Below are 25,756 nucleotides of genomic sequence, written 5' to 3'. Positions count from 1 at the left end.
AATTCTTTTTATTTATTCCGCAATAGCTCAGTGGTAGAGCAACCGGCTGTTAACCGGTAGGTCGTAGGTTCAAATCCTACTTGCGGAGCCAATGGCCCGTTGGTCAAGCGGTTAAGACACCGCCCTTTCACGGCGGTATCACGGGTTCGATTCCCGTACGGGTCACCATTTTTATTTTTTGCCGGTGTAGCTCAGCTGGTAGAGCAACTGACTTGTAATCAGTAGGTCGCGGGTTCGACTCCTGTTGCCGGCACTGTTTTTTTAAATTGTATAGTTCCTAGACAAACTGGGGGGGTAGCGAAGTGGCTAAACGCGGCGGACTGTAAATCCGCTCCCTCGGGTTCGGCGGTTCGAATCCGCCCCCCCCCACCATGTCGAGCCATTAGCTCAGTTGGTAGAGCATCTGACTTTTAATCAGAGGGTCGCAGGTTCGAATCCTGCATGGCTCATATTTTGCGGAAGTAGTTCAGTGGTAGAATACGACCTTGCCAAGGTCGGGGTCGCGGGTTCGAATCCCGTCTTCCGCTTTTTATGTTTTTGGGGCCTTAGCTCAGCTGGGAGAGCGCCTGCCTTGCACGCAGGAGGTCAGCGGTTCGATCCCGCTAGGCTCCACCAAATTTTGCTTAAAGATCTTAAGCGAGTTTCGTTCGTCTTAAGTTTTTTTATACTTGAAATGCCTGTAATTCACGTACGTACGCGAAAGCACTGTGAGAGTTTCTCACGGTGCTTTTTTGTCGTCTGATCTTGTATAATCATGCGTCACCGTGTCGAGTTGAACCACTGTCTTGTTACCGCTTACAATTAAGGTAACTTACTGAGTAAAGGGGAACACGTCGATGAACATTGCATATATCAGCGTACCGTATCGTTATGGTCAAGGAAAACCGGGGACAGAGCAAGGACCGGCTGCTGTTGAACAGGCAGGATTACTCGAAACACTCGCAGTACATGGACAGGAAGCAGTTCGCTATGGGGAAGCGGCTGTTTTGTCTGAAGATGCTGTCCGGGAAGAAGATCCGCAGCTGAAACGTCTGGAAGGCGTTGTCCATACGACAAACGATTTACACTTACTTGTACGTGAGGCGCTGACAGAGCAACGTTTTCCGTTACTCGTCGGAGGGGATCACAGCATGGCCATCGGAACGATTGCCGGTCTGCGGCAAGTCGTACCACGTCTTGGTGTTATCTGGTTTGATGCACACGGGGACTTGAATACACCTGAGACTTCTCCATCCGGTAACATTCACGGGATGCCGCTGGCTGTTGCCCTAGGTGAAGGACACCGGCGCTTAACGGAAATTGGCGGAGATGCGGTTAAACTGCAACCGGAACACCTTGTCTTTATCGGTTTACGCGATGTGGATGCAGGAGAACAGGAACTGATTGACCGTCTTGGTATTCGTGTTTATGATATGGAAGCGATTCGGACACGCGGGATGGATGCTATCATGGAAGAGGCAGTTGCCTATTTAAAAGAAACAACGGATGCATTTTATCTCAGTTTTGATATGGACGGACTCGATCCAAGCCTTGTCGAAGGAACCGGTACACGGGTCGCAGACGGAATCATGCTCGATGATGCGCAGACGGTCTTACGTCATTGCGCCGAGCAGGACGAGTTCATCGCCGCCGAATTCGTAGAAGTGAATCCATTACTCGAAGAAGGAAACGGAACGGCGATTCTTGCAAATGAGTTGATTGGAAACTTGCTCCAGTATATGCGGACCCATCGTTTAGTAAAATAATGGATAGAACTTGAACTCTTTTCGTCAGGGTTCAAGTTTTTTTTGTTACAATTCAAATTGAGATGAAACATTATGTAGGTCGACTCCGTATAAGAGATTGACCGCATAGAGCGGGGGGTATTTAAAGTGGAAGAAACAACACTACGCTTGATTGAGCGAGTGAAGCAGGGAGACCGTGATGCATTCGCGGCACTTGTTGATCTATATAAAGAAGGGGCCTTTTTAGTCGCCTTCCGTGTTTTACGGGATCGCATGGAAGCAGAAGATGCCACCCAGGAAGCCTTTATCCGCGTGTTCACAAAAATTGAATCGTACAATGCCCAGTGGAAGTTCCGGACTTGGTTGTATCGAATCGTGACGAATGTTTCGATTGACCGGCTCCGCAAAAAACGTCCGGATTATTCTCTTGATGCTGAGATGTCAGGGACTGAAGGACTAACGTTGTATTCCCAGCTTGAAAGCAAGGACCAGTTGCCGGAGGATCAAGTCATTGATTCTGAACAACGACAAGATGTGGGGGAAGCTATTGCGGGCTTGCCGGAAAAATACCGGGTTCCACTTGTTTTGAAATACATTGAAGATCTTTCGCTTAAAGAAATCAGTGAGATGATCGATTTACCCGTCGCTACAGTTAAAACCAGAATTCATCGGGGACGCGAAGCGCTGAAAAAGCATTTCGGCAAACGATGAGATGAGAAGGAGGCACTCACCATGACACGAGAAAAAGTGTATGAACGGATACAGGATTATTTAGACCAAAACCAACCTCCAGAAGACTTCAAACGACTTGAAGCGGAGTTACGGGAAGCGAATGCGATGGACGAGTTCGAAGAGTATCGGCTCCTCGATGCAGAGTTACGCGCGCTTTCAGCACCCAAGCTTTCGGCGGATTTTACATCCCGCGTGCTGGCACAACTGCCCGAACAGGTGGACCAACCGAATGTGACTCCGCTTAGGAAAACATCCCGTTTTGGCGGGAAAATGAAACAGTACCCGTTGCTTGCGGCAGCTTCGATTTTCATGTTACTGTCGGTCGGTAGTCTCGGCGGCTACCTGACACAGGAAGAACATGACTTATCGTATACGAATGTACCGGGAATCGTCGCAGAGAACGGCGAAGTTGTTGTACCGGAAGGCGTTACCGTCAACCAGGATCTTTATGTCGAAGGCGGCAATGTCCGGATTGAAGGCAAGGTCAATGGAGACGTGATGACTGTTGACGGCAAAGCGTATACCGCGAGTGCCGGAAACGTCACAGGCGAAATCAAACAAATTGATCAACTCTTTGAGCGGGTCTGGTACGGAATTAAACGAATCTTTGAATGAGTCAAGTGGGACGAGTCTAACTCGTCCCTTTGTGCTATAATGAAAGCTGTTTAAATCAGATGAGATAGGGGGCACGGTTGGTGAATTACTTCAACTGGCAACCACTTCAATTTCAATTGTTGAAACTGGGAGAAAACGTACATTGGTACGATTATATTAATGATGTGATTGATATCGCGGTCGTGACATTCGTCATTTACCGTTTGATGATCATTGTCAAAGGAACAAAAGCAGTCCAATTGATTAAAGGGATTTCTGTTATTTTGATCAGCTGGTTCTTAAGCGGATTCTTCGGACTGAAGACATTACAATTTCTGTTGAATCAAATCATTACGTATGGTCTGCTCGGGATTATCATCATCTTCCAGCCAGAGTTACGCCGGGGGCTCGAACACCTCGGTCGAACGAGTAAATTCTTTTCGCGGAGTGCCATCAGTGACGAAGATGAACAAGTCCGGATCGTCGATGCGCTCGTGACATCTGCTCAATACATGTCCAAACGCCGAATTGGAGCACTCGTGACGATTGAGCGGGAAACGGGTCTCAGTGAATATGTTGAAACGGGTATTCCGCTCGGGTCACAAATTACGAGCCAGTTATTGATCAATCTTTTTATTCCGAATACACCACTGCATGATGGAGCGGTCATCGTCCAACAAGGGAAACTGGCAGCCGCTGCTTGTTACCTGCCGCTTTCTGAGAGTGCACATATCTCAAAAGATCTCGGGACGCGTCACCGGGCAGCAATCGGTGTCAGCGAAGTGACGGACAGCGTCACACTGGTTGTATCGGAAGAAACAGGTGGCGTCTCACTTGCCATCAATGGTCGCCTCTACCGGGAACTCGATGAAGAATCGCTCCGGACGAAGCTGCTTGAGACGATCGTCAAAGTCGAACCGACGAATACTTCCTTCTTGAACTGGATGGGGGCGAAAAAATAATGTTCGAAAAATGGTTCAATGAACGCTGGTTTCTCCGCATCGTTGCGGTGTTGCTCGCCGTCATGCTCTATCTGATGGTCGCAGGATCAAATACGACCGGTAAAAGTGATGCGGCGAGTCTGTTACCAATCGCCGGTCAAGGCTCAACGAAGTTTGACGTACCGGTGACAGTGAATTATGATGAAACGCAGTGGGTCGCCTATAATATTCCAAAAACGATTGAAACGACGGTCAAAGGTCCGTCGAGTAGCTTAACGATGCTTCGACTCGTCAAAGATTTTGGATTGTCGATTGATTTGACAGGACTTGATCCCGGTTATCATCGTGTTCGGTTGACAGCGAACGGATTTGGCAAAGATGTCGAAGTGACACCAAAACAGGAAACGATTGAAGTGTTCCTTGATAAAAAAGTCACGAAAGAAGTTCCTGTTCAAGTAGCGTTGCTGAACAAAAATAAAATCGCTGAAGGATATGTCGTCGGTGAAGCACAGCCGACCCGTCAAACGGTCTCCGTGACCGGCGGGGCAGAAAAGCTTCAGGCCATTACAGCAATCCAAGTTCCGATCGATGTGACGGGTCGGGCGGAGACGTTTACGGAGTCCTTCAACGTCAAGGCGACGGATGCGAACGGAAATGCCATCAGTGCTACTTATGATCCGGAACAACTGGACGTCACCGTTCCGGTCTATAAAGAAAGTAAAACGGTTCCGATTAACGTCGAAACAAAAGATGCTGTCAAAAAAGGGTATAAAGTCGTCAAGATTGTTCCCGTTACGACAGAAGCCCGATTATACGGAACAAAAGAAGAGTTGTCGCGGATCGGTTCCGTGTCGACGGAAGCCGTTTCCTTAAAAGGATTAACGAAGACGGTCGATCGGACGATCAAACTGATTGAGCCGAACAACGTGACAGCGATGGAACCGACTTCGATTACAGTCAGCATCGTTGTCGAGAAGGAAAATGCCAAAGCGACGACAGAAACTGTCGAGGATCGGGCCGAAAAAACAATTTCCGGTGTCACGGTAACGCTAAACGGATTTGATGAGTCGAAGTATACGATTGATTACGAACAAACGATTGATCTTGTCGTCCGTGGAAGTGAAGCGGATCTTGCATCGATTGATGCAACAGACATTAAAGCGGTCATTGATGTGACCGGCTTAAAAGAAGGTACACACGGCTTACCGATTTCTTATCAGACGTCAAAAGCGTTTGACGTTCTTCGTCCGGATAATATGGATATCACGCTCAAAGCGATTCCCCGGACATCGGTTCAAGCCAATTAAATCAACTTTGTGAAATGAGGAAATAGTATATGGGTAAGTATTTTGGAACTGACGGCGTTCGCGGCGTCGCAAACGTAGAATTGACACCTGAACTGGCATATCGTCTCGGTCGGACAGGCGGGTATGTCTTAACGAAACACGAAAGCACACGTCCGAAAGTCTTAATCGGCCGCGATACACGTGTCTCTGGACAAATGCTTGAAAATGCCTTGATTGCCGGACTCCTGTCAATCGGAGCGGAAGTCATGCGTCTTGGTGTCATCTCGACACCGGGTGTCGCATACTTGACGAAGACGATGGATGCGACAGCAGGCGTCATGATTTCCGCGTCACATAATCCGGTCGAAGACAACGGAATCAAATTCTTCGGATCAGACGGCTTCAAGCTCGATGATGCAACAGAACTTGAAATCGAAGGCTTGCTTGACGAAGCGGAAGATACGTTGCCACGTCCGTCCGGTAAAGAGCTTGGATTCGTCCACGATTACTATGAAGGCGCACAAAAGTACCTTCACATGTTACGTCAGACATCAGATGAAGATTTCTCTGGTATCCATGTCGCCATCGACGGCGCGCACGGTGCAACATCAAGCCTCGCACCACGTCTGTTCGGTGATCTCGAAGCGGAAGTCTCGACAATCGGAACGACACCAAACGGTTTGAACATCAACGAAGGTGTCGGCTCGACGCACCCTGAACATTTAGCTGACTTCGTCCTTGAAAAAGGCGCAGACGTCGGTCTGTCATTTGACGGCGACGGCGACCGTTTGATTGCAATCGATGAGAACGGTAAAATCGTCGACGGCGATAAAATCATGTTCATCTGCGGAAAATACCTCAATGAAATCGGCCGCTTAAAAGACAATACGATCGTTGCAACAGTCATGAGTAACCTCGGCTTCCACAAGACGGTCGCAGAACACGGCATGACAGCATTACAGACAGCAGTCGGTGACCGCTATGTCGTTGAAGAAATGCGTAAAAACAACTATACACTCGGCGGGGAACAGTCGGGTCATATCATCTTCATGGATTACTCCACAACAGGAGACGGAATGCTTTCAGGCGTTCAACTTCTGCAAATCATGAAAGCGACAGGCAAAAAGTTGTCGGAACTTGCAGCCGAAATGCCGGTCTTCCCACAACGTCTCGTCAATATCCGCGTGTCGGATAAAAACGGCGCGATGAACGGTCCGGCCGTCCAAGCAATCATTGCCGAAGTGGAAGCGGAAATGGCCGGCAACGGTCGGATCCTCGTCCGCGCGTCAGGGACAGAACCACTTGTCCGTGTCATGGCAGAAGCACCGACGCAAGAAGCATGTGACATGTATGTCGAGCGGATTGCAAACGTCGTCCGTGAAAACTACGCGTTACAAGAAAACTGAGTAAATCGGAGGGGCGGATGAAAATCTGCTCCTTTTTTTGTTGGGACGATTTTCAGGGGAACGGTGACGAAATGCTGTTTTCACACGCTTTTCTCAGGCGGAACGCGAGCTGGCTGTCACCGGGTCTTGCCTGTTCCTGACGGAAGCAGAGCTTCCTTTTCCTGTAGAAGTCGCGTGATACAGCACTTCTGTTGTGACAGAATCATCGATAATCCAAAAAGCAAAGTAAAAAAACGAACGTTTTTTACAGAATCTAGGTATTAGAGGTATCGTTTAGAAAAATATCGGGAATAGTTACAAATACGTTACCTTTCTTGCTTTTTCTAAATAAAGTTCGTATGATTGTAAAGTCGGACAGAAACGGGGTCGGACAGAAGTGAAAGCGCCAGGGCTGACTATGTGATAGGCAGCTGACGAGGTGGGGGTTTATCGAATCATTCGGCGGATGCCTCCCGGTACCATGTCAGTACCGTAAACTCATCTGAAATCGTTTAAGTGATTAGACGGACAGGCAGATGCGTGATGACAACTCTCGACAAGAGCCGTTTCCTCTTCAGGGAAATACTTGTAAATGGGAGAGAATGTATTATGTGCGGTATCGTAGGTATGATCGGACAGGTTAACACAAAGGAAATTTTATTAAAGGGACTCGAAAAGCTCGAGTACCGCGGTTATGATTCGGCTGGTCTTGCGTTCGTCAACGACGGCGTTCAAGTCCATAAAGAAGTCGGCCGGATTGCTGCGCTACGCGAAGTCGTTCCTGCAGAAGCAGACGGTCTTGTCGGAATCGGTCACACACGTTGGGCGACACACGGTGTCCCGAGTGTACCGAATGCTCACCCGCACCAAAGCGCTTCATCACGTTTCACACTCGTGCATAACGGTGTCATCGAAAACGATGAGCAGTTAAAAGCAGAACTCAATGTTGATTTACTCAGCGACACGGATACAGAAGTCATCGTTCAGATGATCGAAAAGAACTTTGCTGAAACAAATGACGTCGTCGAAGCATTCCGTCAAACACTTCGTGTGCTTCACGGTTCATACGCACTTGCGTTGATTGATGCTGAAAACCCGGATGTCTTGTACGTCGCTAAAAACAAATCACCGCTTCTCGTTGGTCTCGGTGACGGTACGTTCAACGTCGTCGCATCTGACGCAATGGCAATGCTTCAAGTCACGGATCAGTTCGTTGAGTTGCATGACGGCGAAATGATTATCTTGACGCGTGACAGTGTTACAATCCAGGACTTAGACGGAAACGTCAAAGAGCGTGAGGCGTATACAGCAGAAATCGATGCATCAGACATCGAAAAAGGCACGTACGCGCACTACATGCTCAAAGAAATGGACGAGCAGCCGGCTGTTATCCGGAATATCGTTCAGAAATACCAAAACGAGTCAGGCGAAATCACACTCGATCAATCGGTCCGTGATTTAGTCCTCGGACGTGACCGTGTCTACATCATCGGTTGCGGAACGAGCTACCATGCAGGATTGATCGGAAAACAATTGATCGAACAAATCGCGGGTATCCCGACAGAAGTCCACATCTCGTCTGAGTTCGGCTACAACATGCCGCTCTTGACTGAGAAACCACTGTTCCTCTTCCTTTCACAATCAGGTGAAACAGCGGACAGTCGTGCGGTTCTCGTTGAAGCGAAAAAACTCGGTCACCCGGCACTGACAATCACGAATGTTGCAGGATCAACGTTATCACGTGAAGCAAACGCAACACTCTTGTTGCATGCAGGTCCTGAAATCGCCGTAGCGTCAACAAAAGCGTACACAGCGCAAATCGCTGTTCTCGCAGTCCTTGCGTTTGACCTTGCTCAAGCAAAAGGTGTCGACGTGAACTTCGATCTCATGAAAGAACTCGGGAAAATCTCAAGCGCAATGGAGTCCGTCATGTCACAAAAAGAACGGTTCCAAGAGATCGCTTCAGAATACTTGTCTGAATCACGCAATGCGTTCTTCATCGGTCGTGGTCAAGATGCGTATGTCGGAATGGAAGGGGCCCTTAAGCTCAAAGAAATTTCGTACATCCAAGCAGAAGGTTACGCCGGCGGCGAATTGAAACACGGTCCAATCGCTTTGATCGAAGACAACACACCGGTCATCGCCCTCGTGACACAACCACACGTTCACCTCAACAACCGAGGCAACGTCAAGGAAGTCGTCGCACGTGGTGCGAACGCGTGTGTCATCGCAGCAGAAGGTCTCGAATTGCCGACGGATGCATTCGTCATCCCAGCAGTCGAGCCGCTCTTGTCACCACTCTTGTCTGTTTTACCGCTTCAGTTGATCTCGTACTACGCGGCACTCGGTCGCGACTGTGACGTCGACAAGCCACGTAACTTGGCGAAGTCAGTAACGGTTGAATAAGTAAATCATTCAATACCCTTTCAGATTCGAAAATCTGAAAGGGTATTTCTTTACATAAAACATTAAGTTTAACTAAGGGGAAGGTGAATCATGTTAAACCTCTGTCTACATCATAAGAAATCAATCTGGATTCAGGCCTTTCCAAAAGCCTGTACGAAAGACGTTCAGGCGGTCATCCGTCTTTTGCCGCACCGGTTCTTTAGACCGATAACCTGGGGTACGATTGACATCACGTTTTACGGAGAGCCATTAACTCTTCCGTCCCGGCTCTACTTAGAAGAAGTAACAGAAAAAGAAATCCAGAGACTGTCCGAAACTCAACGCTGGTTGCTGTACTGCATGTACACCCGTCATCACGATGGGTTCATCCGGGAAAAATATGTTCAACGACTAAAACAGGAACAGGCAAAAACAGACTGGGTACTGCTTTATTTAATTGAACTGACAGGCGAATACGTCCGCGAGATTCTCGAACGGATCGAACCGATGTTGCAGACCTGGTCCGAAGAACAGCTGAGAACTTTTGCCGCAGCAAACGATCGTTATCTGCAACGAATTGAACGACGCATCATCAGCTATTGGGACCTGCATCAGCGGACAGTCTATCCTGTGTTATGGAATTCCGATTATGTCGGCTTCCGGATTGCTCAGTTCTATCGCACATATCGTACTCATTCTTGAAAAAAACTGCTGATTTACGGTAGGCTGAACACATAGCTTAGATCAGAAGGGGGATAAAGAAATGAGAATTTTAGTGGTTGGTGCGAGCGGAACAATCGGTCAAGCCGTCGTCGCACAATTAGGGGAGCGGCATGAAATCATCCAGGCCGGGCGGACGGGTGTGGATGTCCAAGTCGACATCATGTCGGAAGACAGTATCCGAGCGATGTATGAAACAGTCGGTCCGATTGATGCCGTCATCAGTGCAACCGGCGGAGCGCATTTCGGACCGTTGACGGATTTGACACCGGCATTAAACCAGATCGGAATTGACAGCAAACTGAAAGGACAGGTTAATCTGGTGTTGCTTGGACTGGACGCCGTCCGCGACGGAGGCAGTTTCACATTGACGACCGGTATCATGATGGACGATCCGATTCGGCAAGGCGCGTCGGCGGCCCTTGCAAACGGCGGTGTCAAAGCGTTTGTCCATGCCGCGGCGATTGAGATGCCACGGGGGATCCGGATCAACAGTGTCAGTCCAAACGTTTTGATTGAGTCACTCGAGAAGTATGGACCATTTTTCCGCGGTTTCGAAGCTGTTCCGGCATCGCGTGTCGCGACAGCATTTGAGAAAAGCGTCGAAGGGGCACAAACGGGACAAAACTACGAAGTTTATTAAATCAAACAAGACCGTTCACTTATATCAAGTGGGCGGTCTTGTTTTTCAGCTCATCAAAGATTGCAAATAGAAGATATTTAGCAGAACCAATGAAATCAAAAAGCAGATAAAGAGATTAGTTAACAAAACATGTCGTGTCATCTCACGGTTCATGATCATCTTGTCGAGAAACAGATTCACAGCCAAGACGATGATGAATGTCAGAAAAAAGAGCGATAACAATTCCATACATCACATCCTTTCCGTCGTCTTATTCAACGAATCAGGGAGTTAAAAAGTTTCAGCACGGCTTGAAATCCATCACAAAAAACAGGATTTTCCAACCGAAAAGGGAAAAGAGGAAAGTAAAGAAATCAAAAGGAGGTCCATACAAATGCGACAAGCAGTGCTCGTCATCGATTTTCAACAGGATCTTGTCGAGGGGACAGCGGAAGAGTCCGGCGTATACGGAAAGGAAAATGTCATTCAAGTCATCAATCAGGTGGTACAGGAAGCAGACACTCAAGGTCATGCCATCGTTTTCATCCGTGATCTCGATGTCGCGAACGGACAAGGGCCCGGTTTTGCAGTTCATTCTTCGATTCAGATTCCGGATCAGGCGGTCACGTTCGACAAAGCGGCCACGAATTCGTTTCATGGAACACCATTGCTGGAACATTTGAAACAGGCGCAGGTCGAACACCTTATTATTCTCGGTTGTAAAACGGAACACTGCATCGATACGGCAGTCCGCAGTGCGACAGTCAACGGGTTTGATGTGACCCTGATCGCCGACGGACATACGACAAACGGCTCGGATGTCTTATCGGCGGAACAGATGATTGCCCATCACAATCAAGTCTTGCACGGACACTACAATGTCGAACATTTTGCGGTGGTCCGTCCCTCAACGGAGAAGTTGTTTGAACCCATCCACAATCACTATAGAACGTAAAAAGGAGCGACCTCATGATTGAACTACGAAAAATGGAAGAAGCGGATTATCCCGCCTACGCGACACTCGTCACGGATGAGCGGGTGATGCGCTATATCACAGAACATCCCTTAACCGAAACAGAAGCCAAACGGCGGTTCGCGTCGATCATCGAGCAACAGCGGCACGACCGTCTCGGATCATACCTCGTCTATCAGGACGCGACATGGATTGGCATCGGTCATGTTACACGGGATACACGGCAACCGTTTGAAGCGGAACTCGGCTACATATTATTGCCGGAACAGTGGGGTCACGGTTACGGATCATTGCTCGCCACACGGTTGCTCGAACTGGCAACGGAACACGAATTGACCGTCGTCACGGCAACGATTGATCCGAATCATCTCGCGTCGCGAAAAATTTTGACGAATCTTGGATTCCAGTCGACGTATGTTGGACCGATTGACGGGCTGCCTGGTGAAATCCTCGAGAAACGACTGGGGGAATCCTCATGACCCGCGAAGAGTGGATTCAAGCGTTTGATCTCGATGTCGCAGAGATTTTTCCGGTCACCGATTCATACAGTTCAGACGTCGACCGGTTAGTACTGAGCGACGGTCGGACCGTCTTTTTGAAACGGCCTTATACCGCTGACAAGTGGTACCGGGAAAACGGTTGGTTAACGTATTTAGCCAGTCGTGTTGCTGTCCCGAAGATTCTCATGGCAGCACGACCGACCGGGCAGACGACGGGTGCGTTTGTGCTCGAAGCACTTGCCGGGACGACGATCGAAACAGTGACACCGGCACTGGCTTCGCAAATCGGACAGTTGCATGCAACACTCCACACGTGTACAAGCGATACTTACGGCGATTTTGCCGAGGACGGCTTCAGCGCGTTTACCTCAAAGGACTGGCGTGTCTTCCGTAATGCAAAAATGACGTCGTTCGAACCAGCGATTCGCCAGATTCTTTCGCCGGACCTGTACCAGGCCGCCTTTACAGAATTGAACCGACGTGAGCGGGAGTTGCCGGAACCGTCCCGACCTGTCGCGGTCCACCTCGATTTCCGGCTCGGCAACCTGCTCGCGGACGGCGAAACACTGACCGGACTGATCGACTTTGAGACATCACGTTTTGGAGCGACGGAGATCGACTTTACGAAACTTGACCGCGATGTCTTCCAGAGCGAATCCGGTTTACTTGACGCCTATCAACAGGGGTACGGACAAGTAAGGACACCGGAACCGATTGAAGTCTATTTGCCGTACTACCGTCTGTTTGAAGCGCTGACGGGAATCGGCTGGTGTGTGCAACGCGGACTGGACCGTCACCAACAGTTTTTCAATCACAACTATGCCCGTGTACTGGTCGAGTTGGAACGGACGAGCATATTCGAAGAACGTTAAAAGACGTCGTTTGACGTGCGAACCGCTATACTTGTGGAAATGATACAAGTAGAGGGGGAAGTTCGGATGGAACAACAAAAACGGATCGGGATTATTGGCGGTGGACTCGCGGGCGTATTTGCGGCCCGTCAATTGATGACGGAAGGTTATGCGGTCGAGATCATCGAAAAAAGCCAAAGTGTCGGGGGACGGATGGCAACGAGACGGATTGACGAGGGGACAGCGGATCATGGAGCCGTCTTCTTTACGGTCCGGACGGACGAGTTGGCGCAGGAAGTCGACGAGTGGCTCGAGCAAGGTCTGATCCGCAAATGGTTCGGGGATGATTTTCCGCGGTATGTCGCGGTCGACGGCATGAATCAGCTTGTCCAGTCGATTGCCCGCGGGATTCCGGTTCATTTAAATGAACAGGTCGAACGGATTTTGGCAGAAGGACCGGCTCTTCGGACTACAGCAGCGGCGCAAACACGGACGTATGATGCCATCCTGCTGACGGCACCGGTTCCACAAGCCTATGACCTGCTCGCAGCCTCACCGTTAATGCTGGTGGAGTCCGATCACGCCCGTCTCGGGAAAGTGACGTTTGAGCCGACGTTCGTCGGACTATTTGAACTGGAGAAATCGCCTGATCTCGGTGAAGTCGGTCTGCTCGACGACGGTCTTGTATCCGGAATGCTGAAAATCGTCAACAATGCGCAAAAAGAAGTGTCAGCGACCCCGCTTCTGAGTGTCTACATGGCCGGTGACTGGAGTGAAGTCTGGTATGACAAAGGAGAAGACGCGACGCTTGGGGAAATCGAACGGTTGTTGCAGGAACAACTCGGACCGGTCAAAGTGATTTCCAAGCAGTTGAAGCGTTGGCGGTATGCGCAGGCACGTGATGTCTTCCGTACACCTTACCTGAAGCTCGATCAGCATCCGCTCTGGCTGGCGGGAGATGCGTTCCTCGATCCGCAAGATACGTCCGGGCGGACACGGGTCGAAAGTGCCGTCATTTCCGGGTTACGTGTCGCGTCTGCAATGGATGCGCATTTCAAAGCGGTTCTGACCGAACGATGAGTGAGAAAAAGAGCGATTTCCGTCAATGGAAATCGCTCTTTTGACAATCAGGATTCGGAATCAGACGGGAAGTGCTGACTGCTCCAAGCCGCCATCTGATCCAGAATCGGCAGAAAACTGTGTCCGATTTCTGTTAAGGAATATTCAACTTTCGGCGGGACTTCCCGGTAGACTCTCCGGTTGATCATGCTGTCTGCCTCAAGTTCACGCAATTGGCGCGTCAAAATCCCTTTTGAAATCCCGGGCAACAGCTGTTCGAGTTCATGAAATCGTTTTGTTCCGGTACTGAGATGCCAAAGCAGGACGATTTTCCACTTACCGGCCATGATGGTCTGGGCTCGGGTAACGGGACACGCCGTCCGTTGTGAAAGAGGGGAGTCAGTTGTCGAAGCTTGATTCATCGGGAATTCCTCCTATAGTTCGGTTTGTATGACCTGGTATCGAAAAAGTGCCTACTCCTCATAGTGTACCACCTGTAATACAATTGGATACAGGTAGAAACTTATTAAAAAGGAGCTTACATCCATGAAATTACTTGTGACCGGTGCAACCGGAAAATTGGGAACAAAAATTGTCGAGCACCTCTTAACGAAAATCGAAGCGGAGAATGTAATAATCAGCGTCCGTGATCCGAAAAAAGCAGCATCATTTGCTGCGCGCGGGATCGAAGTCCGTCAGGGAGATTTTGATGCGCCGGATACGTTACAACAAACTTTTGACGGCGTCGACCGGCTTCTGATCATTTCGACCGACGGCGAAGAAGCGACACGGATCCGTCAACATACAGCAGCTGTCGAGGCAGCTAAAGCGGCGGGAGTCGGCTTGATTGCTTATACGAGTATCGCCAACGCTGAAACCAGTCAGAACTTCTTGGCCCGCACCCATAAGGTGACGGAACAGTTGATTCGCGAGACGGGGATTCCGTTCCTGTTTTTCCGCAACAACTGGTACCTGGAGAATGAACAGTCGACGATTGATGCCGTCCGTGCCGGTCAGGATTGGTTGACGAGTGCCGGGGACGGCAAAGTCGGCTGGGCATTGCAGGAAGACTATGCGGAAGCGATTGCGACGGTGCTGGTCGATCCGAAACCGGAACAATCCATTTACGAACTGTCAGGACCTCTGCACACGCAATACGATATCGCAGAAGCACTCGGACAGGTCCTCGGGCGCCCGGTAGAAGTGAAGCAAGTCGACAGCGCGACCTATACGGCAATCATGCAGCAGGCGGGAGTTCCGGAATTTTTACTGCCGATGTTACAGTCGATTCAGGAAGGGATTGCGGCCGGCACACTGGCGATTGAGAGTCAGGACTTCGAACGGATTCTCGGTCGGTCACCGGTTTCCCTAAAGGATGGCTTACGGAAACTCGTTCAATAATAAGTTCATCTGAACGTTTCTTTATGAGGCGCTTTGGGTAAATATCCCTTATGTACTTAAAACGAGGGGGATTACCATGGACATAAAAAAATACCGTGTCACACCGGGTGAATCGATTCAGCTATCAGACTACCCGACGTCGGATGAAAACCGGATTGCCGAAGACGAGTTACTGGATCAGCACATTCCGAAAAGCGTCGAAGAATTAAAAGAACTGCACTGGCGTCTGCATGCGGAAGAGAAGAACGGCGTTCTCGTCATTTTGCAGGCGATTGATGCCGGCGGAAAAGATGAAGCGATCAGCTATATCTTCTCGAACCTCAACGCCCAAGGATTACGGACACTGTCTGTCAAAAAACCATCCGATACGGAGCAAAAACATGACTATCTGTGGCGAATCCACGAAGGATTGCCGGAAAAAGGCGAAGTCGGTATTTTGAATCGGTCGTATTACGAAGAGGTCATTGCACCCCGCATCCATGATTTGCTGGAAGAAGAGGAAGTGCCGGACGATCAGGATGTCTGGAAGATGCGTTACCGTCAAATCAATGACTTTGAACGTTATCTCGTCGAAAATGGCTTCCGTGTCGTGAAGTTTCTGTTTAACGTCTCAAAAGACGAGCAGAAAAAACGATTGCTTGAACGGATCAAAGATCCGAAGAAAAACTTTGAGTTTTCGTTCAGCGATGTCGAAGAACGGGAGCATTGGGATGAGTATCAGGATATCTTTGCCGAGCTCGTCTCGCATACGTCAACGGAACACGCCCCTTGGCATGTCCTGCCGGCTGATGACGAGTGGTTCACACGTTACATCGTGACAGAGGTCATGAATGACGTCCTGCGTGAAATCGATCCGCAGTATCCGAAGCTGACGGATGAAGATCAGGAAAAACTCGATGAAGCGATTAAAAAGTTAGAAAATGAATAAGTGTGCGAACTGACGCAGCAATCAGTTTTCAGATGACAACGGGAGACAGACTTTAACATCTGTCTCCTTTGTTGTGCGGAAAAACAGCTTTCTTTTGCAGGATCGCTGTTATAATCAAAGGGAAGAATCGATCAAGTACTGGAGGAATCAGCATGAATGAATACCCGAACTGTCCGAACTGCGGCTCAGCGTATACATACGAAGACGGGAATGTATTCGTGTGTCCGGAATGTGCCCATGAATGGACGGCCGCCGATGCAGCAGCGGCAGAAGAAGCCAACGTCATCCGAGATGCGAACGGTAATGTACTGAGCGACGGTGATACGATCACGGTCATCAAGGACTTAAAAGTGAAGGGAACGTCGCTTGTCGTCAAACAAGGGACACGCGTCAAAGGAATCCGTCTCGTCGACGGTGATCATGACATCGATTGTAAGATTGATGGACTCGGTGCGATGAAGTTGAAGTCGGAGTTCGTGAAGAAAATTTAAACTTACACCGCCTGTCTGACGACGAGGCGGTTTTTTCATGGGAAAAGATATAAGTTTCCTTTCAGGACAAATGTCCTTTATCATTCAGGGAGGCTTCGTTTAAATGAAAGTATGAAAAATCAGGAAGGGAGGAACTAGTATGCGTGGAATTCTTTTTGCAATCAGCGGCGGTTTTTTTCTGACACTCCAAAGTGTCGCCAATGCCAGAATCAGCAACAGCATTGGGACGTGGCAAGCAGCGACCTTGACTCAGATGACCGGTTTTGTCGTCGCGTTGTTGATCACATTGGTCTTGCGCGACCGGACGTTCCGGCATATGAAGGACGTGAAGGTATTGTATCTATCCGGCGGGGCTTTGGCCGCTGCCGTCCTGTTCAGTAACATGACAGCCGTTCATTTGATGGGTGTGACGCTGACGATTTCTTTATTCCTGATCGCCCAGCTTGGCTTGGCGTTGGTGATTGATTGGAACGGCTGGTTCGGAATGATCAAACGGCGCCTGCAATTGCCGCAAGTGATCGGCATTTTAATGATGATCGGCGGCGTGCTGATCTTGAAATGGTAAGGGGGGCACTAACGTGGAACAAGCACAACTGGATGAGTACTTGGCGCGGTTTCAATTGACGGAAGTGTTTGCCGGCGGGTTGCGGGAGCATTTACAACCGGTCGCTTTTCAAGCCGGCGACTGGCTGTGTCGTCAAGGCGACGCGGCGGACCGGATGTACTTGTTGCTCGAGGGGAAGCTGAAGATTACCCATATGTCGGCAACGGGAAAACGGCTCGTCTTATCGTTTAAGCATCCGTTTGATCTGGTCGGCGATATTGAATACGTTCGTCGGACCCCGTTGATGAATACGGTCGAAGCCGTCACACCGGTCAAAGCGGTCAGTATTTCCTATGCGGCACTCGAACAAAATGGAGCAGACAATCCGGCACTGCTCCGCTTTTTACTCGAGACGATTACGATGAAGTTTGAGTTGAAATCGCATTCGATGAGCTTTAACCTGCTGTATCCGGTCGAAGTCCGACTGGCCAGTTACCTCTTGTCGATGACACCGGAAACACCGACGTTACCGGTCAGTGATCTCGTCGATGCGGCGGATTTAATCGGTACGAGTTACCGTCACCTCAACCGTGTCCTGCGGCAGTTCAGTCAGGACGGCTTGATTGAGCGGACGAACCGGACGATTACGATTATCGACCGGGCGGGTTTGACGGAACGGGTCGGCGAAAGTATCTATGAGTGAGGAGGAAAGAAGATGACACTTGGAATAGTTCTGGCTTTATTCGGCGGAATGATGGTCTGTATTCAGAATACCTTTAATGCCAAGGTCAAGGAACGGGTCGGCGCATGGGCGACGACGACCCTTGTTCTCGGACTCGGATTCCTGGCATCCTTGACCATCGGATTGATTGTTGAAGGCAGCGATCTCTTTTCCATGAGCGGGATGCAACCGTGGTTTTGGTTCAGCGGCATCATCGGCGTCGGCGTCGTCCTGTGTGTGACGCAAGGGGTACAACAGCTCGGACCGAGTTATGCGATCTCAATCGTCATGGTTTCACAAATTCTGTTTGCCTTGTTGTGGGATACGCTTGGTTGGTTTGGTCTCGATCAAGTGGCATTTACGTGGACGAAAGCCGTCGGCGTTGTCCTGATTGGCGGCGGTGTTTTATTATTCCAACTCGGCGGCAAATTGACTGAACGACGGATGTTACGAAAAGGGGCCTGACAGATGAATTACCCGACATTGTTATTTGATATCGATCATACCTTGCTTGATTTTGATGCGACGGAACGTGCGGCGTTACGGCAACTGTTTGAAGAGGAACAGCTCGAGTGGACGGACGAGCGGGAAGCCCGGTACCGGACCATTAACCAGTCTTTATGGAAAGCGCTCGAGCAGGGCGAGGTAACACGAAATGAAGTGATTACGTCACGTTTCGTGACGTTTTTTGCCGAGCAGGGCCGGACGGTCGACGGCAGTCGAATGGATACGCGCTACCGTGCGTACTTGAGTCAAGGGACGGAACTGATTGCAGGGGCAATCGAGTTGCTCGACGCGCTCAAAGGGAAGTATCGGCTGTATGTCGTGACGAACGGTGTCGCGGCGACGCAACATGCACGACTCAAAGGATCTGGTCTGGCGCCTTATTTTGACGGGATTTTTGTCTCGGAAGAAACCGGCTATCAAAAACCGATGCCAGCCTTTTTTGATTACGTGTTTGACCGGATTCCGGACGCGACGCGCGATCAGACGTTGATAATCGGCGACTCGTTGACGGCAGACATCCAGGGAGGCATCTCGGCAGGAATTGCGACATGTTGGTTTAATCCCGGTCATGCCACGGCTTCGGCGGAACTGACGCCGACCTACATGATCGAGCGGCTTGATGAGCTTGTGACGTTGCTTGGGACGAAAGAGGTAGTTCGGACAACCTCGAAATGAAATCGAAGTCATGAGATGGATTTAACATATCCTGGATACCATCCGATAATAATGAAAAGATCACGAAAGGGGGCGATCATGGTGAACATGACGCAAACAAAACAGGAAACGGGGTACGATGCGTAACTCGTTTTCTAAAAAACGGGGGAATGGATATGCAGATTGAATTACGACCAGTCACGAACGAGAACTGGGAAGCCTGTTGTGCACTCGAATTAACAACAGAACAACAGGGATTTTTAGAACCGAACGTTTACTCGATTGCTCAGGCCGGTTTTGAGCCGACGCTCGTCATGCGGGCGATTTATGCAGCAGATGAGTTAACCGGATTTTTGATGTACAATTCGGAACGGGAAGAACTGGACGGCTACTGGATTTACCGGTTGATGATTGACCGGCGCCATCAAGGTTCGGGCATCGGCCGGAAAGCGATGCGGTTATTGCTCGAGGAAATGCAACAGCTTCCGGAAGCGACGTGCATCGTCGTCGGTTACCATCCGGACAATCAAGCGACGCACCGTCTGTATGAACGGTTAGGATTTACCAATCACGGGGACCGGTTCGGCAAAGAGATGGCGGTCCGGTACACGTTTTAAGCAGTAAGATCTTAGCCTCGCTAAGGTCTTTTTTAGTGGAATGGATATTTTTTGAAACCTTTTCATACATTCGACGCTCTAATGAGTAAAAGGAGGGGACGGATTTGGACTTACGAACAGAGCACACGGAGCTTGTCCAGCGTGCCATCAAACAGGACGAGGCAGCCTTTGAACAATTGATTCTCCTACATAGTGAACAGCTCTACCGGACGGCCTATGTCTATGTCAAAAACGAACAGGATGCGCTCGACGTCGTCCAGGAAACGGTCTATAAAGCGTTCATTTCTATCGGACAAGTCAAGGAACCGAAATACTTCGTGACCTGGCTGACGAAAATCCTGATCCGGAACTGTTACCGTGTTCTGAACCAACAGACAGCGGCAACGGATCTCATTGAACAGATTCCGCTGAAGGAATCTTCGCGGGAAGAACATTTGGACTTGATTGAAGCGTTGTCGCACCTGCGAAAAGAATACCGGGATGTTTTAGTGCTCTTTTATTTTCACGATGTCCCGATGAAGGAGATTGCTTCTTTTATCGGTATCACCCTGAATACGGTCAAGACGTATCTCAAACGGGGCCGGGAAGAATTGAAGAAACAGTTGGGAGGGCTTGATTATGTCGAAGCACAATCTTCAAAATGACTATCAACAGATTCCTGTACCGCAGGCCGCCTTACAGGAGCGGATTCGCCAAGGAATGGAGCAGGGAAAGCGGGATCAACAAATCAAACGACCGAAACGTCTGCGACGCCTAGTTGTCTCGACGGGACTGGCGGCATCACTGTTGATCACATCGACATTCGTCGTTCCATCCTTTGCGACGGCGATGGCAAAAGTTCCATTACTCGGTCAGATGTACCGACCGTTCCTCGAACAGGAAAACACCGGTACCGCAATTAGTCAGAAGCAACTTGCGACCAAAGTCAATCAAGTCGCAAGTGACAACGGGATCGACATCCAAGTCATCGATGCCTACTACGACGGAGCAACCATCGGTATGAATCTGACAGCGACCGGCGTCCCGGATGTGAAAGCGGAAGCGCGGTCAGGATTATATGAACTGTTCAAAGGCGATAAACGGTTTGCCGGGACAGAGACGAAAGAAGTGGTTCAGTTCAAGCAGGTAAACGGTATTTGGCAAGGACGAATTGAATACACGCTCGGTGAAACCAAATTGCAAGATACAATCCAGATTCCGATCGTGTTGACGGACGTATTTGGCGTCAATGGAAACTGGGCGTTTAACGTCCCGGTTAAGCGGCTTCCTGTCAAAGAACAAGTCTATGGCACAACGGTCAAAAATCCAACCTATCAAACGGAAGTCACATTGGATAAGTTGATTCAGGGCAAAGGCAGCACCTCGTTCGACTATATAACACGCTCGCCGAAAAAAGAACGTGCCCGTGTCGAGCTGACGTTGCTTGATTCATCCGGCAAGGAAATCATCCGCAACTGGACATGGTCGACTCAGTCCGTTAAACGGACGAAAACTGGAACGGAGGCCATCGAGCAGTCACGGTTAATCCTCGGGAACTATGTCATTCCAAAAGGGAGCTATCTGTTGCAGCCTTCTTTACGAATTGATCTAGAGACACAACCGATTCCGTTAACCGAGCCGTTGCCGTACCGTCAACAGTCGGAAACGCATCCGCTCGAAATGACCATCACGTCAATTGACACAACACCGGAGCAAGTCATGGTTGAATTTTCGACGAATTCCAGCTCGTCCCAATTTGATACGAAGCTTGCTATCCGTAACTCGATGTATTTGCTGAAGGGAACAGAACCATCAGACGGTCAGGATATTAAAGCAAAAGTCACGGTTCTCGATGCCGAAAAACAGACGTTCCGGTCGACGTTCCAGTTGCCGGGACCATCCGAACACACACGGGAAGAATATTATCTCGAAACCGGCTACAGCAATACCGTCGTCAATACACCACTTGAATTACAACCGATTCCGTTTACGGTCAACTAACAGGAAAACCGGACCGGATGTCGAACTCCAAACGGATGACGATTGAACAAGGAGTGGGACATGATGCATATACGGGCAATGACCGCAACCGATTATCCGGAAGTCAGTCGGATTTACCAACAGGGGATAAAGACGCAGAATGCAACGTTTCGAACAGAAGTACCGCCGTTTGACTACTGGGATGCCCATCATCATCCGCACAGCCGACTGGTGGCGGAAGAAGACGGAAAGGTACTCGGATGGGTCGCCATCAGTCCGTTTTCGTCGATTCCCGCCTATCAGGGGGTGGCGGAAGTCAGTCTTTATATTGACGAAGATGCCCGTGGCAAAGGAATCGGCACCGCATTGATGCATGCTGTCATCGAAGCGAGTGAAGCGGCTGGGATCTGGACGTTGCACTCGCAAATCTTTCCGGAAAACACGGCGAGTCTGAAGCTACACCAGCGGTTTGAGTTCAGGGAAGTCGGTCGGCGCGAACGAATCGGGCAATTGGCCGGCGTCTGGCGGGATACGATTTTACTGGAACGCAGAAGTCAGATTTAAAACGAAGCGAATTATATGAAAAGGGGAGATGGATGTTAGTGTCCGCCTCCCCTTTGTGTCTTAAAAATTAAAGTCATTCACTTGCTGTTAAAACAAGCGCAAAAATCTGTTCGTCCTTCTTCACATCAATATCCTCAGGACCATAGATATCTTCGAGTGAATGCGTCTCGATTTTACCACTTGTTGATACATGACGAAGCAACAGCACGTCATAATTACTCAACGTGAAGTTCGAGCTAGGGCCCGTAGTACTGAAGGCAACTGGTTTTTGTTTTAACGCTTCATGGGCACGAATACTTCCGCCCTCTAGATTCGCGCCAAAGTGAATGTATTTCGCTGAAGAGGATTGAAGGACTCGGAGTGTCGAATCGTATTTCTTTGATTCAATTTCCATGGAAAAGAGTGTCCGTTCTTTGTGGTTCGGCAAATATTCGACACCTTTTAACAGATAGTTTTTGTTCAGCTTACCTTTTAAGTGATAAGCAGCGATATCTTGATCATTGATTTCCGCAAAAACTTTTTCACCGGCTTTTAATTTAATGGAAGATACGGTCAACGTGTCACTTGTTGGTGATGTGCAGCCACTCAATAAGAAGGTAGCCGTCAGTAAAAAGACGCTGTATGTTTTCATGATCAAATCCTCATCTCGTAAGTAGTTATTGGTAATATTCACCAATGGATGAAAATAGACCTTCTTTTAAAGGATGATTTCAATGGAGAACGGGAAAAGACCGACAGCAGGTATTTTCAGGAGGGATAATCATGGATGATTTTTTTGGAGAAGGTCTTGAGACCAATGAACAGAAACGCAAACGAAAACTCGAAGAAGTGTTTGACCAGTCGTTTGAGTCGGAACGCCGCGACTTTAACCAGTCACTCGAACAGGAAGTGACCGTTGCGCTGATCGGGGACGTCAATGCGGGCAAATCCTCGACGTTGAATGCGATCCTCGGCCGGGAAGTCGCGACCGTCGGAGCAAAACCGGGGGAAACGACAAGGATCGATCAAATCCGGCAACATCCGGAAGACAAGGTCGTCTTCGTCGATACGCCGGGATTAAATGATGCAAACAGCCTGAACTCGGATACGACGTGGAAGTTTTACCAAAGCGCGGACGTCATCCTCTACTTCTTAAACGCTGCCGGTACCGTCTTATCGGAAACAGAGACAAAAAACTTCAAGAAGATTTATGCCCACAATAAAAACATCGTTATCGTCGTCACAAAAATCGATGCGACGAATGACCTCACGACGATTCTGTCGCATATCGAGTCGAAGTTACCCGGACCAAAAGTCGTACCGGTCTCAGCGCTGGACGGGACGAACATTGACCGTTTGCGGCGTGAGGTGCTCGACATCCTAAAAAAGTTCAACAAGGATAATCTGTTTGTTCGCGAGATCGATCCGGCGTTGCGGGGAAAAATCGCGAACAACTGGATCGTCGGAGCAGGGACGGCCGCCGGGGCAATCGGAGCGGTGCCATTTCCGGGAGCTGACATCATTCCGTTGACATCGATTCAAATCGGACTGATGCTGAAACTGTCGAACTTGTACGAGCGGAATCTGTCGAAGGAAAGTGCGAAGGAATTGCTGGTCGTGACGATTGTCGGGAACTCCGGCAAAACAGCATTCCGGCAACTGGCGAAGATGGTTCCGGGATACGGAGCGGTCATCGGAGCCGGCGTCGCTTCAACGGCAACACTCGCCCTCGGATACGGGACGAAATACGCTTACGAAAATAAATTGGAACTGACACCGGAAAGTCTGATGGGCTTCCTTAAGAAATTCCGTAAGAAGCCGGACGGAGCAAAATGACGGACAGATTTTCCCCTCCCTGCTATGCTAGGACGAAAGCAGGGAGGGAAAGTCATGTCAACACTATTAGAAGAAATCCGCGCGTATCAGGAGCAGTTCCGTCAAAAAGCACCCGAGGAAAAACAACGCTTGATGGCACAAGCAACAAACGAGTTAGCCGCATCAGACGGCGCTAAAGGATTGGCTGTCGGAGACGAAGTACCCCGTTTTACGTTACCGAAAGCATCCGGTCAATCCGTTTCTCTTGAAAAACTGTTGCAGAACGGTCCCGTCATCGTGACGTTTTATCGCGGCGGCTGGTGCCCGTATTGTAATCTGGAGCTCCGGGCCTACCAACGGGAATTAGAAAAAATTGAGGCAAAAGGAGCGACGCTTGTGGCGATCAGTCCGGAAACACCGGATCACTCGCTCTCGACACAGGAAAAAAATGACCTGGCCTTTCAGGTGTTGAGTGATGTCGATAACGTCGTCGCCCGTCAGTTCGATTTGGTGTTCGATATGCCCGATTATTTAATTGACGTGTACAAAGCATCCGGACTCGATGTTGCCGGACATAACGGCAATGAAGACTGGCAATTGCCGAAACCGGCGACGTTCATCATTCAGCCGTCCGGACAGATTACTTTTGCGGACGTCCCGGACGACTATACGAAACGGACGAATCCTTTGTCTGTCATCAATCTGCTGTAACATCAGATGTGTTGATACGCAACCAGTCACGAAAAGTCGGTTCAAGATCATGGAGACGTTTTGTGGTCGAGAATTGATGCGCGGCATAGCGCAACATCTGATATGTGGTCTCGTCGAGCAGACAGGAGCGCATTTCTGCCGCCAAAGCACCGGGATGATTGGCTTTAGCTAAATAACCGGTCATGCCATACTGGACAGCGTCACACAGACCGGGGGTGTCATAGACAATCGCCGGTGTGCCGACGCGTGCTGCTTCATAGACAATCATTCCCCAGTTATCTTCATGGGACGGAACGAGTAAGGCCGTTGCCCGGCTGATATGACGGTTACGCTCGACAGGTTCGATATCGCCGAAGTAGTGAATGCTTTGTTGCATGGCTGCTGGAATCGACGCATCGAATCGGATTGGACAATGTCCGATGATCCAGAGTTGAACCGTTTGAAATTCTTGTTTCGAGGCGATGAAGGCTTGGCAGACATCAAATAATTCTTTTGGTTGAGAGGGACGGCTGACGTAAACAAACGTCGGTCGTTTTTCTTTTTCGAGCCAAGTCGACTCAGGGAAAAGCAAATCGAGTCCTTCCGGAAGACGGACTGCTTGATGATACCCGTGTTTGTTTAACGTCATCAGGACGGACGGATGGAAAACAAGACATGGATCAGAAAATGACGATGTCGCCTGACAAGTCGGCATATTGACAAGGATTCGGGCAGATGGGATTGTGCTGTATCGGCACATAAATTCAAGCAAGGGAACATTGGACAAGAGAATCAGTGCAGGGGAATAGGACTGGATATAGTGCAAGGCATGCCAAGAGAAGCTGAGCGTACTACCACGCCGGATGTACGTTACACCGTCGATTGATTCGATGTCACGTCCGCCAAAAAATGCCGGAGTCAAGCATGTCACGTTGTATTCATCCGTGATTCGCTTAAAAAGTTCGTGCAAGAGGTGATGTGAAAAGTCAGCGTCAGGATGTTGGATATCGGATGAGGTCAGAAACAGTAAAGACTTGCGCATTCGACTCGTCTCCTTTACTGAATTTCTTTTGTATGTCTATTCGAGACGGGAGGGAAGAACTCCTCGGAAGAA

At 49.4% G+C, this 25,756-nt stretch carries 29 protein-coding genes and 7 tRNA genes; 33 read left to right on the top strand and 3 right to left on the bottom strand.

Annotation, left to right across the window (positions count from 1 at the left end; genetic code table 11):
* Positions 1-16: 16 nt before the first annotated feature.
* From DVG79_RS13770 to DVG79_RS13670, 20 genes are all read left to right on the top strand, one after another.
* A tRNA-Asn gene (locus tag DVG79_RS13770) sits at positions 17-91 on the top strand.
* Positions 92-93: 2 nt separating this feature from the next.
* Positions 94-168: transfer RNA gene (locus DVG79_RS13765), tRNA-Glu, on the top strand.
* 12 nt (positions 169-180) lie between these two features.
* Positions 181-253, top strand: a tRNA-Thr gene (locus tag DVG79_RS13760).
* A gap of 35 nt (positions 254-288) precedes the next feature.
* Positions 289-372: transfer RNA gene (locus tag DVG79_RS13755), tRNA-Tyr, on the top strand.
* A gap of 4 nt (positions 373-376) precedes the next feature.
* A tRNA-Lys gene (locus DVG79_RS13750) sits at positions 377-449 on the top strand.
* Positions 450-455: 6 nt separating this feature from the next.
* Positions 456-527, top strand: a tRNA-Gly gene (locus tag DVG79_RS13745).
* A gap of 12 nt (positions 528-539) precedes the next feature.
* Positions 540-615 (top strand) — tRNA-Ala (locus tag DVG79_RS13740).
* A 221-nt stretch (positions 616-836) separates the two neighbouring features.
* Positions 837-1,745 (top strand): arginase, encoded by a 909-nt coding sequence (gene rocF, locus DVG79_RS13735; protein WP_114597233.1) that lies wholly within the window; start codon positions 837-839, stop codon positions 1,743-1,745.
* A gap of 126 nt (positions 1,746-1,871) precedes the next feature.
* Positions 1,872-2,435, top strand: a complete 564-nt coding sequence (gene sigW, locus DVG79_RS13730; protein WP_026829608.1) for an RNA polymerase sigma factor SigW — start codon at positions 1,872-1,874, stop codon at positions 2,433-2,435.
* Between the two features lie 21 nt (positions 2,436-2,456).
* Entirely contained in the window at positions 2,457-3,071 is a 615-nt protein-coding gene (locus tag DVG79_RS13725; RefSeq protein WP_114597232.1) for an anti-sigma factor, read from the top strand.
* A gap of 80 nt (positions 3,072-3,151) precedes the next feature.
* Positions 3,152-4,012, top strand: coding sequence for a diadenylate cyclase CdaA (cdaA, locus tag DVG79_RS13720; RefSeq protein WP_014969179.1), 861 nt, complete (start codon positions 3,152-3,154; stop codon positions 4,010-4,012).
* Entirely contained in the window at positions 4,012-5,298 is a 1,287-nt protein-coding gene (locus DVG79_RS13715) for a CdaR family protein (RefSeq protein WP_114597231.1), read from the top strand. The genes cdaA and DVG79_RS13715 overlap by 1 nt, the downstream gene beginning before the upstream one ends.
* 29 nt (positions 5,299-5,327) lie before the next feature.
* Complete coding sequence (glmM, locus tag DVG79_RS13710) at positions 5,328-6,683, top strand: phosphoglucosamine mutase (protein WP_012369052.1); 1,356 nt, start codon at positions 5,328-5,330, stop codon at positions 6,681-6,683.
* Between the two features lie 588 nt (positions 6,684-7,271).
* On the top strand, positions 7,272-9,068 hold the full coding sequence (glmS, locus tag DVG79_RS13705) for a glutamine--fructose-6-phosphate transaminase (isomerizing) (protein WP_012369053.1): 1,797 nt from the start codon (positions 7,272-7,274) through the stop codon (positions 9,066-9,068).
* A gap of 90 nt (positions 9,069-9,158) precedes the next feature.
* Positions 9,159-9,749, top strand: a complete 591-nt coding sequence (locus tag DVG79_RS13700; protein WP_114597230.1) for a hypothetical protein — start codon at positions 9,159-9,161, stop codon at positions 9,747-9,749.
* A gap of 61 nt (positions 9,750-9,810) precedes the next feature.
* Positions 9,811-10,410, top strand: a complete 600-nt coding sequence (locus DVG79_RS13695) for a short chain dehydrogenase (RefSeq protein WP_114597229.1) — start codon at positions 9,811-9,813, stop codon at positions 10,408-10,410.
* Positions 10,411-10,783: 373 nt separating this feature from the next.
* Positions 10,784-11,344: an isochorismatase family protein gene (locus tag DVG79_RS13685; protein WP_114597227.1), complete on the top strand. Its 561-nt coding sequence runs from the start codon at positions 10,784-10,786 to the stop codon at positions 11,342-11,344.
* Between the two features lie 14 nt (positions 11,345-11,358).
* Positions 11,359-11,841: a GNAT family N-acetyltransferase gene (locus DVG79_RS13680; protein WP_233494614.1), complete on the top strand. Its 483-nt coding sequence runs from the start codon at positions 11,359-11,361 to the stop codon at positions 11,839-11,841.
* Positions 11,838-12,734 carry a phosphotransferase enzyme family protein gene (locus DVG79_RS13675; RefSeq protein ID WP_114597226.1) on the top strand — a complete coding sequence of 299 codons (897 nt, stop codon included), beginning with the start codon at positions 11,838-11,840 and terminating at the stop codon, positions 12,732-12,734. The genes DVG79_RS13680 and DVG79_RS13675 overlap by 4 nt, the downstream gene beginning before the upstream one ends.
* A 66-nt stretch (positions 12,735-12,800) precedes the next feature.
* Positions 12,801-13,793, top strand: a complete 993-nt coding sequence (locus DVG79_RS13670; protein WP_114597225.1) for an NAD(P)/FAD-dependent oxidoreductase — start codon at positions 12,801-12,803, stop codon at positions 13,791-13,793.
* A 47-nt stretch (positions 13,794-13,840) separates the two neighbouring features.
* Here the strand turns inward: DVG79_RS13670 and DVG79_RS13665 are convergent, their stop codons facing one another.
* A complete protein-coding gene (locus tag DVG79_RS13665) occupies positions 13,841-14,194 on the bottom strand; it encodes a winged helix-turn-helix transcriptional regulator (protein ID WP_114597224.1) in 354 nt (117 codons plus the stop codon).
* Positions 14,195-14,318: 124 nt separating this feature from the next.
* Here DVG79_RS13665 and DVG79_RS13660 point away from each other — a divergent pair, with 124 nt between their 5' ends.
* From DVG79_RS13660 to DVG79_RS13610, 11 genes are all read left to right on the top strand, one after another.
* On the top strand, positions 14,319-15,173 hold the full coding sequence (locus DVG79_RS13660) for an SDR family oxidoreductase (RefSeq protein WP_114597223.1): 855 nt from the start codon (positions 14,319-14,321) through the stop codon (positions 15,171-15,173).
* Positions 15,174-15,249: 76 nt separating this feature from the next.
* Positions 15,250-16,101, top strand: a complete 852-nt coding sequence (locus tag DVG79_RS13655) for a PPK2 family polyphosphate kinase (RefSeq protein ID WP_114597222.1) — start codon at positions 15,250-15,252, stop codon at positions 16,099-16,101.
* Positions 16,102-16,253: 152 nt separating this feature from the next.
* On the top strand, positions 16,254-16,592 hold the full coding sequence (locus DVG79_RS13650) for a zinc ribbon domain-containing protein YjdM (RefSeq protein ID WP_114597221.1): 339 nt from the start codon (positions 16,254-16,256) through the stop codon (positions 16,590-16,592).
* 139 nt (positions 16,593-16,731) lie between these two features.
* On the top strand, positions 16,732-17,157 hold the full coding sequence (locus DVG79_RS13645) for a DMT family transporter (RefSeq protein ID WP_114597220.1): 426 nt from the start codon (positions 16,732-16,734) through the stop codon (positions 17,155-17,157).
* A gap of 13 nt (positions 17,158-17,170) precedes the next feature.
* Positions 17,171-17,839 (top strand): Crp/Fnr family transcriptional regulator, encoded by a 669-nt coding sequence (locus DVG79_RS13640; RefSeq protein WP_114597219.1) that lies wholly within the window; start codon positions 17,171-17,173, stop codon positions 17,837-17,839.
* Between the two features lie 12 nt (positions 17,840-17,851).
* Positions 17,852-18,322, top strand: coding sequence for a DMT family transporter (locus tag DVG79_RS13635; protein ID WP_114597218.1), 471 nt, complete (start codon positions 17,852-17,854; stop codon positions 18,320-18,322).
* A gap of 3 nt (positions 18,323-18,325) precedes the next feature.
* Positions 18,326-19,039: a YjjG family noncanonical pyrimidine nucleotidase gene (locus DVG79_RS13630; RefSeq protein ID WP_114597217.1), complete on the top strand. Its 714-nt coding sequence runs from the start codon at positions 18,326-18,328 to the stop codon at positions 19,037-19,039.
* A gap of 155 nt (positions 19,040-19,194) precedes the next feature.
* Positions 19,195-19,635, top strand: a complete 441-nt coding sequence (locus DVG79_RS13625) for a GNAT family N-acetyltransferase (protein WP_114597216.1) — start codon at positions 19,195-19,197, stop codon at positions 19,633-19,635.
* 104 nt (positions 19,636-19,739) lie between these two features.
* Complete coding sequence (locus DVG79_RS13620; RefSeq protein ID WP_114597215.1) at positions 19,740-20,279, top strand: sigma-70 family RNA polymerase sigma factor; 540 nt, start codon at positions 19,740-19,742, stop codon at positions 20,277-20,279.
* Positions 20,254-21,615, top strand: coding sequence for a DUF4179 domain-containing protein (locus DVG79_RS13615; protein ID WP_114597214.1), 1,362 nt, complete (start codon positions 20,254-20,256; stop codon positions 21,613-21,615). The genes DVG79_RS13620 and DVG79_RS13615 overlap by 26 nt, the downstream gene beginning before the upstream one ends.
* Positions 21,616-21,678: 63 nt before the next feature.
* Positions 21,679-22,158 carry a GNAT family N-acetyltransferase gene (locus DVG79_RS13610; protein ID WP_114597213.1) on the top strand — a complete coding sequence of 160 codons (480 nt, stop codon included), beginning with the start codon at positions 21,679-21,681 and terminating at the stop codon, positions 22,156-22,158.
* 73 nt (positions 22,159-22,231) lie between these two features.
* Here the strand turns inward: DVG79_RS13610 and DVG79_RS13605 are convergent, their stop codons facing one another.
* Entirely contained in the window at positions 22,232-22,789 is a 558-nt protein-coding gene (locus DVG79_RS13605) for a putative periplasmic lipoprotein (RefSeq protein WP_114597212.1), read from the bottom strand.
* Positions 22,790-22,920: 131 nt separating this feature from the next.
* On the opposite strand from DVG79_RS13605, the gene DVG79_RS13600 reads away from it, so the two are divergent.
* Entirely contained in the window at positions 22,921-23,973 is a 1,053-nt protein-coding gene (locus DVG79_RS13600; RefSeq protein ID WP_114597211.1) for a YcjF family protein, read from the top strand.
* Positions 23,974-24,027: 54 nt separating this feature from the next.
* The gene (locus tag DVG79_RS13595) at positions 24,028-24,663 is read left to right on the top strand and encodes a peroxiredoxin-like family protein (RefSeq protein WP_114597210.1); all 636 of its coding nucleotides are present in this window, start codon (positions 24,028-24,030) and stop codon (positions 24,661-24,663) included.
* Here DVG79_RS13595 and DVG79_RS13590 read toward each other — a convergent pair.
* Positions 24,650-25,684 (bottom strand): glycosyltransferase family 4 protein, encoded by a 1,035-nt coding sequence (locus DVG79_RS13590; RefSeq protein ID WP_114597209.1) that lies wholly within the window; start codon positions 25,682-25,684, stop codon positions 24,650-24,652. The two genes, DVG79_RS13595 and DVG79_RS13590, sit on opposite strands and share 14 nt — an antisense overlap.
* Positions 25,685-25,756 lie beyond the last annotated feature (72 nt).

It is taken from the genome of Exiguobacterium sp. RIT594, from assembly GCF_003339585.1.
GTDB lineage: Bacteria > Bacillota > Bacilli > Exiguobacteriales > Exiguobacteriaceae > Exiguobacterium_A.
Note: the sequence above shows the minus strand (reverse complement) of the source record. Positions and strands in the feature narration are given on the sequence as shown.

Coding starts and splice junctions, on each gene's coding strand:
- DVG79_RS13685 (WP_114597227.1), top strand. CDS start 10,784: ATGCGACAAGCAGTGCTCGTCATCGATTTTCAACAGGATCTTGTCGAG.
- DVG79_RS13600 (WP_114597211.1), top strand. CDS start 22,921: ATGGATGATTTTTTTGGAGAAGGTCTTGAGACCAATGAACAGAAACGC.
- DVG79_RS13630 (WP_114597217.1), top strand. CDS start 18,326: ATGAATTACCCGACATTGTTATTTGATATCGATCATACCTTGCTTGAT.
- DVG79_RS13605 (WP_114597212.1), bottom strand. CDS start 22,789: ATGAAAACATACAGCGTCTTTTTACTGACGGCTACCTTCTTATTGAGT.
- DVG79_RS13670 (WP_114597225.1), top strand. CDS start 12,801: ATGGAACAACAAAAACGGATCGGGATTATTGGCGGTGGACTCGCGGGC.
- DVG79_RS13625 (WP_114597216.1), top strand. CDS start 19,195: ATGCAGATTGAATTACGACCAGTCACGAACGAGAACTGGGAAGCCTGT.
- DVG79_RS13655 (WP_114597222.1), top strand. CDS start 15,250: ATGGACATAAAAAAATACCGTGTCACACCGGGTGAATCGATTCAGCTA.
- DVG79_RS13665 (WP_114597224.1), bottom strand. CDS start 14,194: ATGAATCAAGCTTCGACAACTGACTCCCCTCTTTCACAACGGACGGCG.
- DVG79_RS13700 (WP_114597230.1), top strand. CDS start 9,159: ATGTTAAACCTCTGTCTACATCATAAGAAATCAATCTGGATTCAGGCC.
- DVG79_RS13595 (WP_114597210.1), top strand. CDS start 24,028: ATGTCAACACTATTAGAAGAAATCCGCGCGTATCAGGAGCAGTTCCGT.
- glmM (WP_012369052.1), top strand. CDS start 5,328: ATGGGTAAGTATTTTGGAACTGACGGCGTTCGCGGCGTCGCAAACGTA.
- glmS (WP_012369053.1), top strand. CDS start 7,272: ATGTGCGGTATCGTAGGTATGATCGGACAGGTTAACACAAAGGAAATT.
- DVG79_RS13615 (WP_114597214.1), top strand. CDS start 20,254: ATGTCGAAGCACAATCTTCAAAATGACTATCAACAGATTCCTGTACCG.
- DVG79_RS13610 (WP_114597213.1), top strand. CDS start 21,679: ATGCATATACGGGCAATGACCGCAACCGATTATCCGGAAGTCAGTCGG.
- DVG79_RS13635 (WP_114597218.1), top strand. CDS start 17,852: ATGACACTTGGAATAGTTCTGGCTTTATTCGGCGGAATGATGGTCTGT.
- DVG79_RS13725 (WP_114597232.1), top strand. CDS start 2,457: ATGACACGAGAAAAAGTGTATGAACGGATACAGGATTATTTAGACCAA.
- DVG79_RS13675 (WP_114597226.1), top strand. CDS start 11,838: ATGACCCGCGAAGAGTGGATTCAAGCGTTTGATCTCGATGTCGCAGAG.
- DVG79_RS13650 (WP_114597221.1), top strand. CDS start 16,254: ATGAATGAATACCCGAACTGTCCGAACTGCGGCTCAGCGTATACATAC.
- DVG79_RS13715 (WP_114597231.1), top strand. CDS start 4,012: ATGTTCGAAAAATGGTTCAATGAACGCTGGTTTCTCCGCATCGTTGCG.
- rocF (WP_114597233.1), top strand. CDS start 837: ATGAACATTGCATATATCAGCGTACCGTATCGTTATGGTCAAGGAAAA.
- DVG79_RS13680 (WP_233494614.1), top strand. CDS start 11,359: ATGATTGAACTACGAAAAATGGAAGAAGCGGATTATCCCGCCTACGCG.
- DVG79_RS13695 (WP_114597229.1), top strand. CDS start 9,811: ATGAGAATTTTAGTGGTTGGTGCGAGCGGAACAATCGGTCAAGCCGTC.
- DVG79_RS13660 (WP_114597223.1), top strand. CDS start 14,319: ATGAAATTACTTGTGACCGGTGCAACCGGAAAATTGGGAACAAAAATT.
- DVG79_RS13590 (WP_114597209.1), bottom strand. CDS start 25,684: ATGCGCAAGTCTTTACTGTTTCTGACCTCATCCGATATCCAACATCCT.
- DVG79_RS13645 (WP_114597220.1), top strand. CDS start 16,732: ATGCGTGGAATTCTTTTTGCAATCAGCGGCGGTTTTTTTCTGACACTC.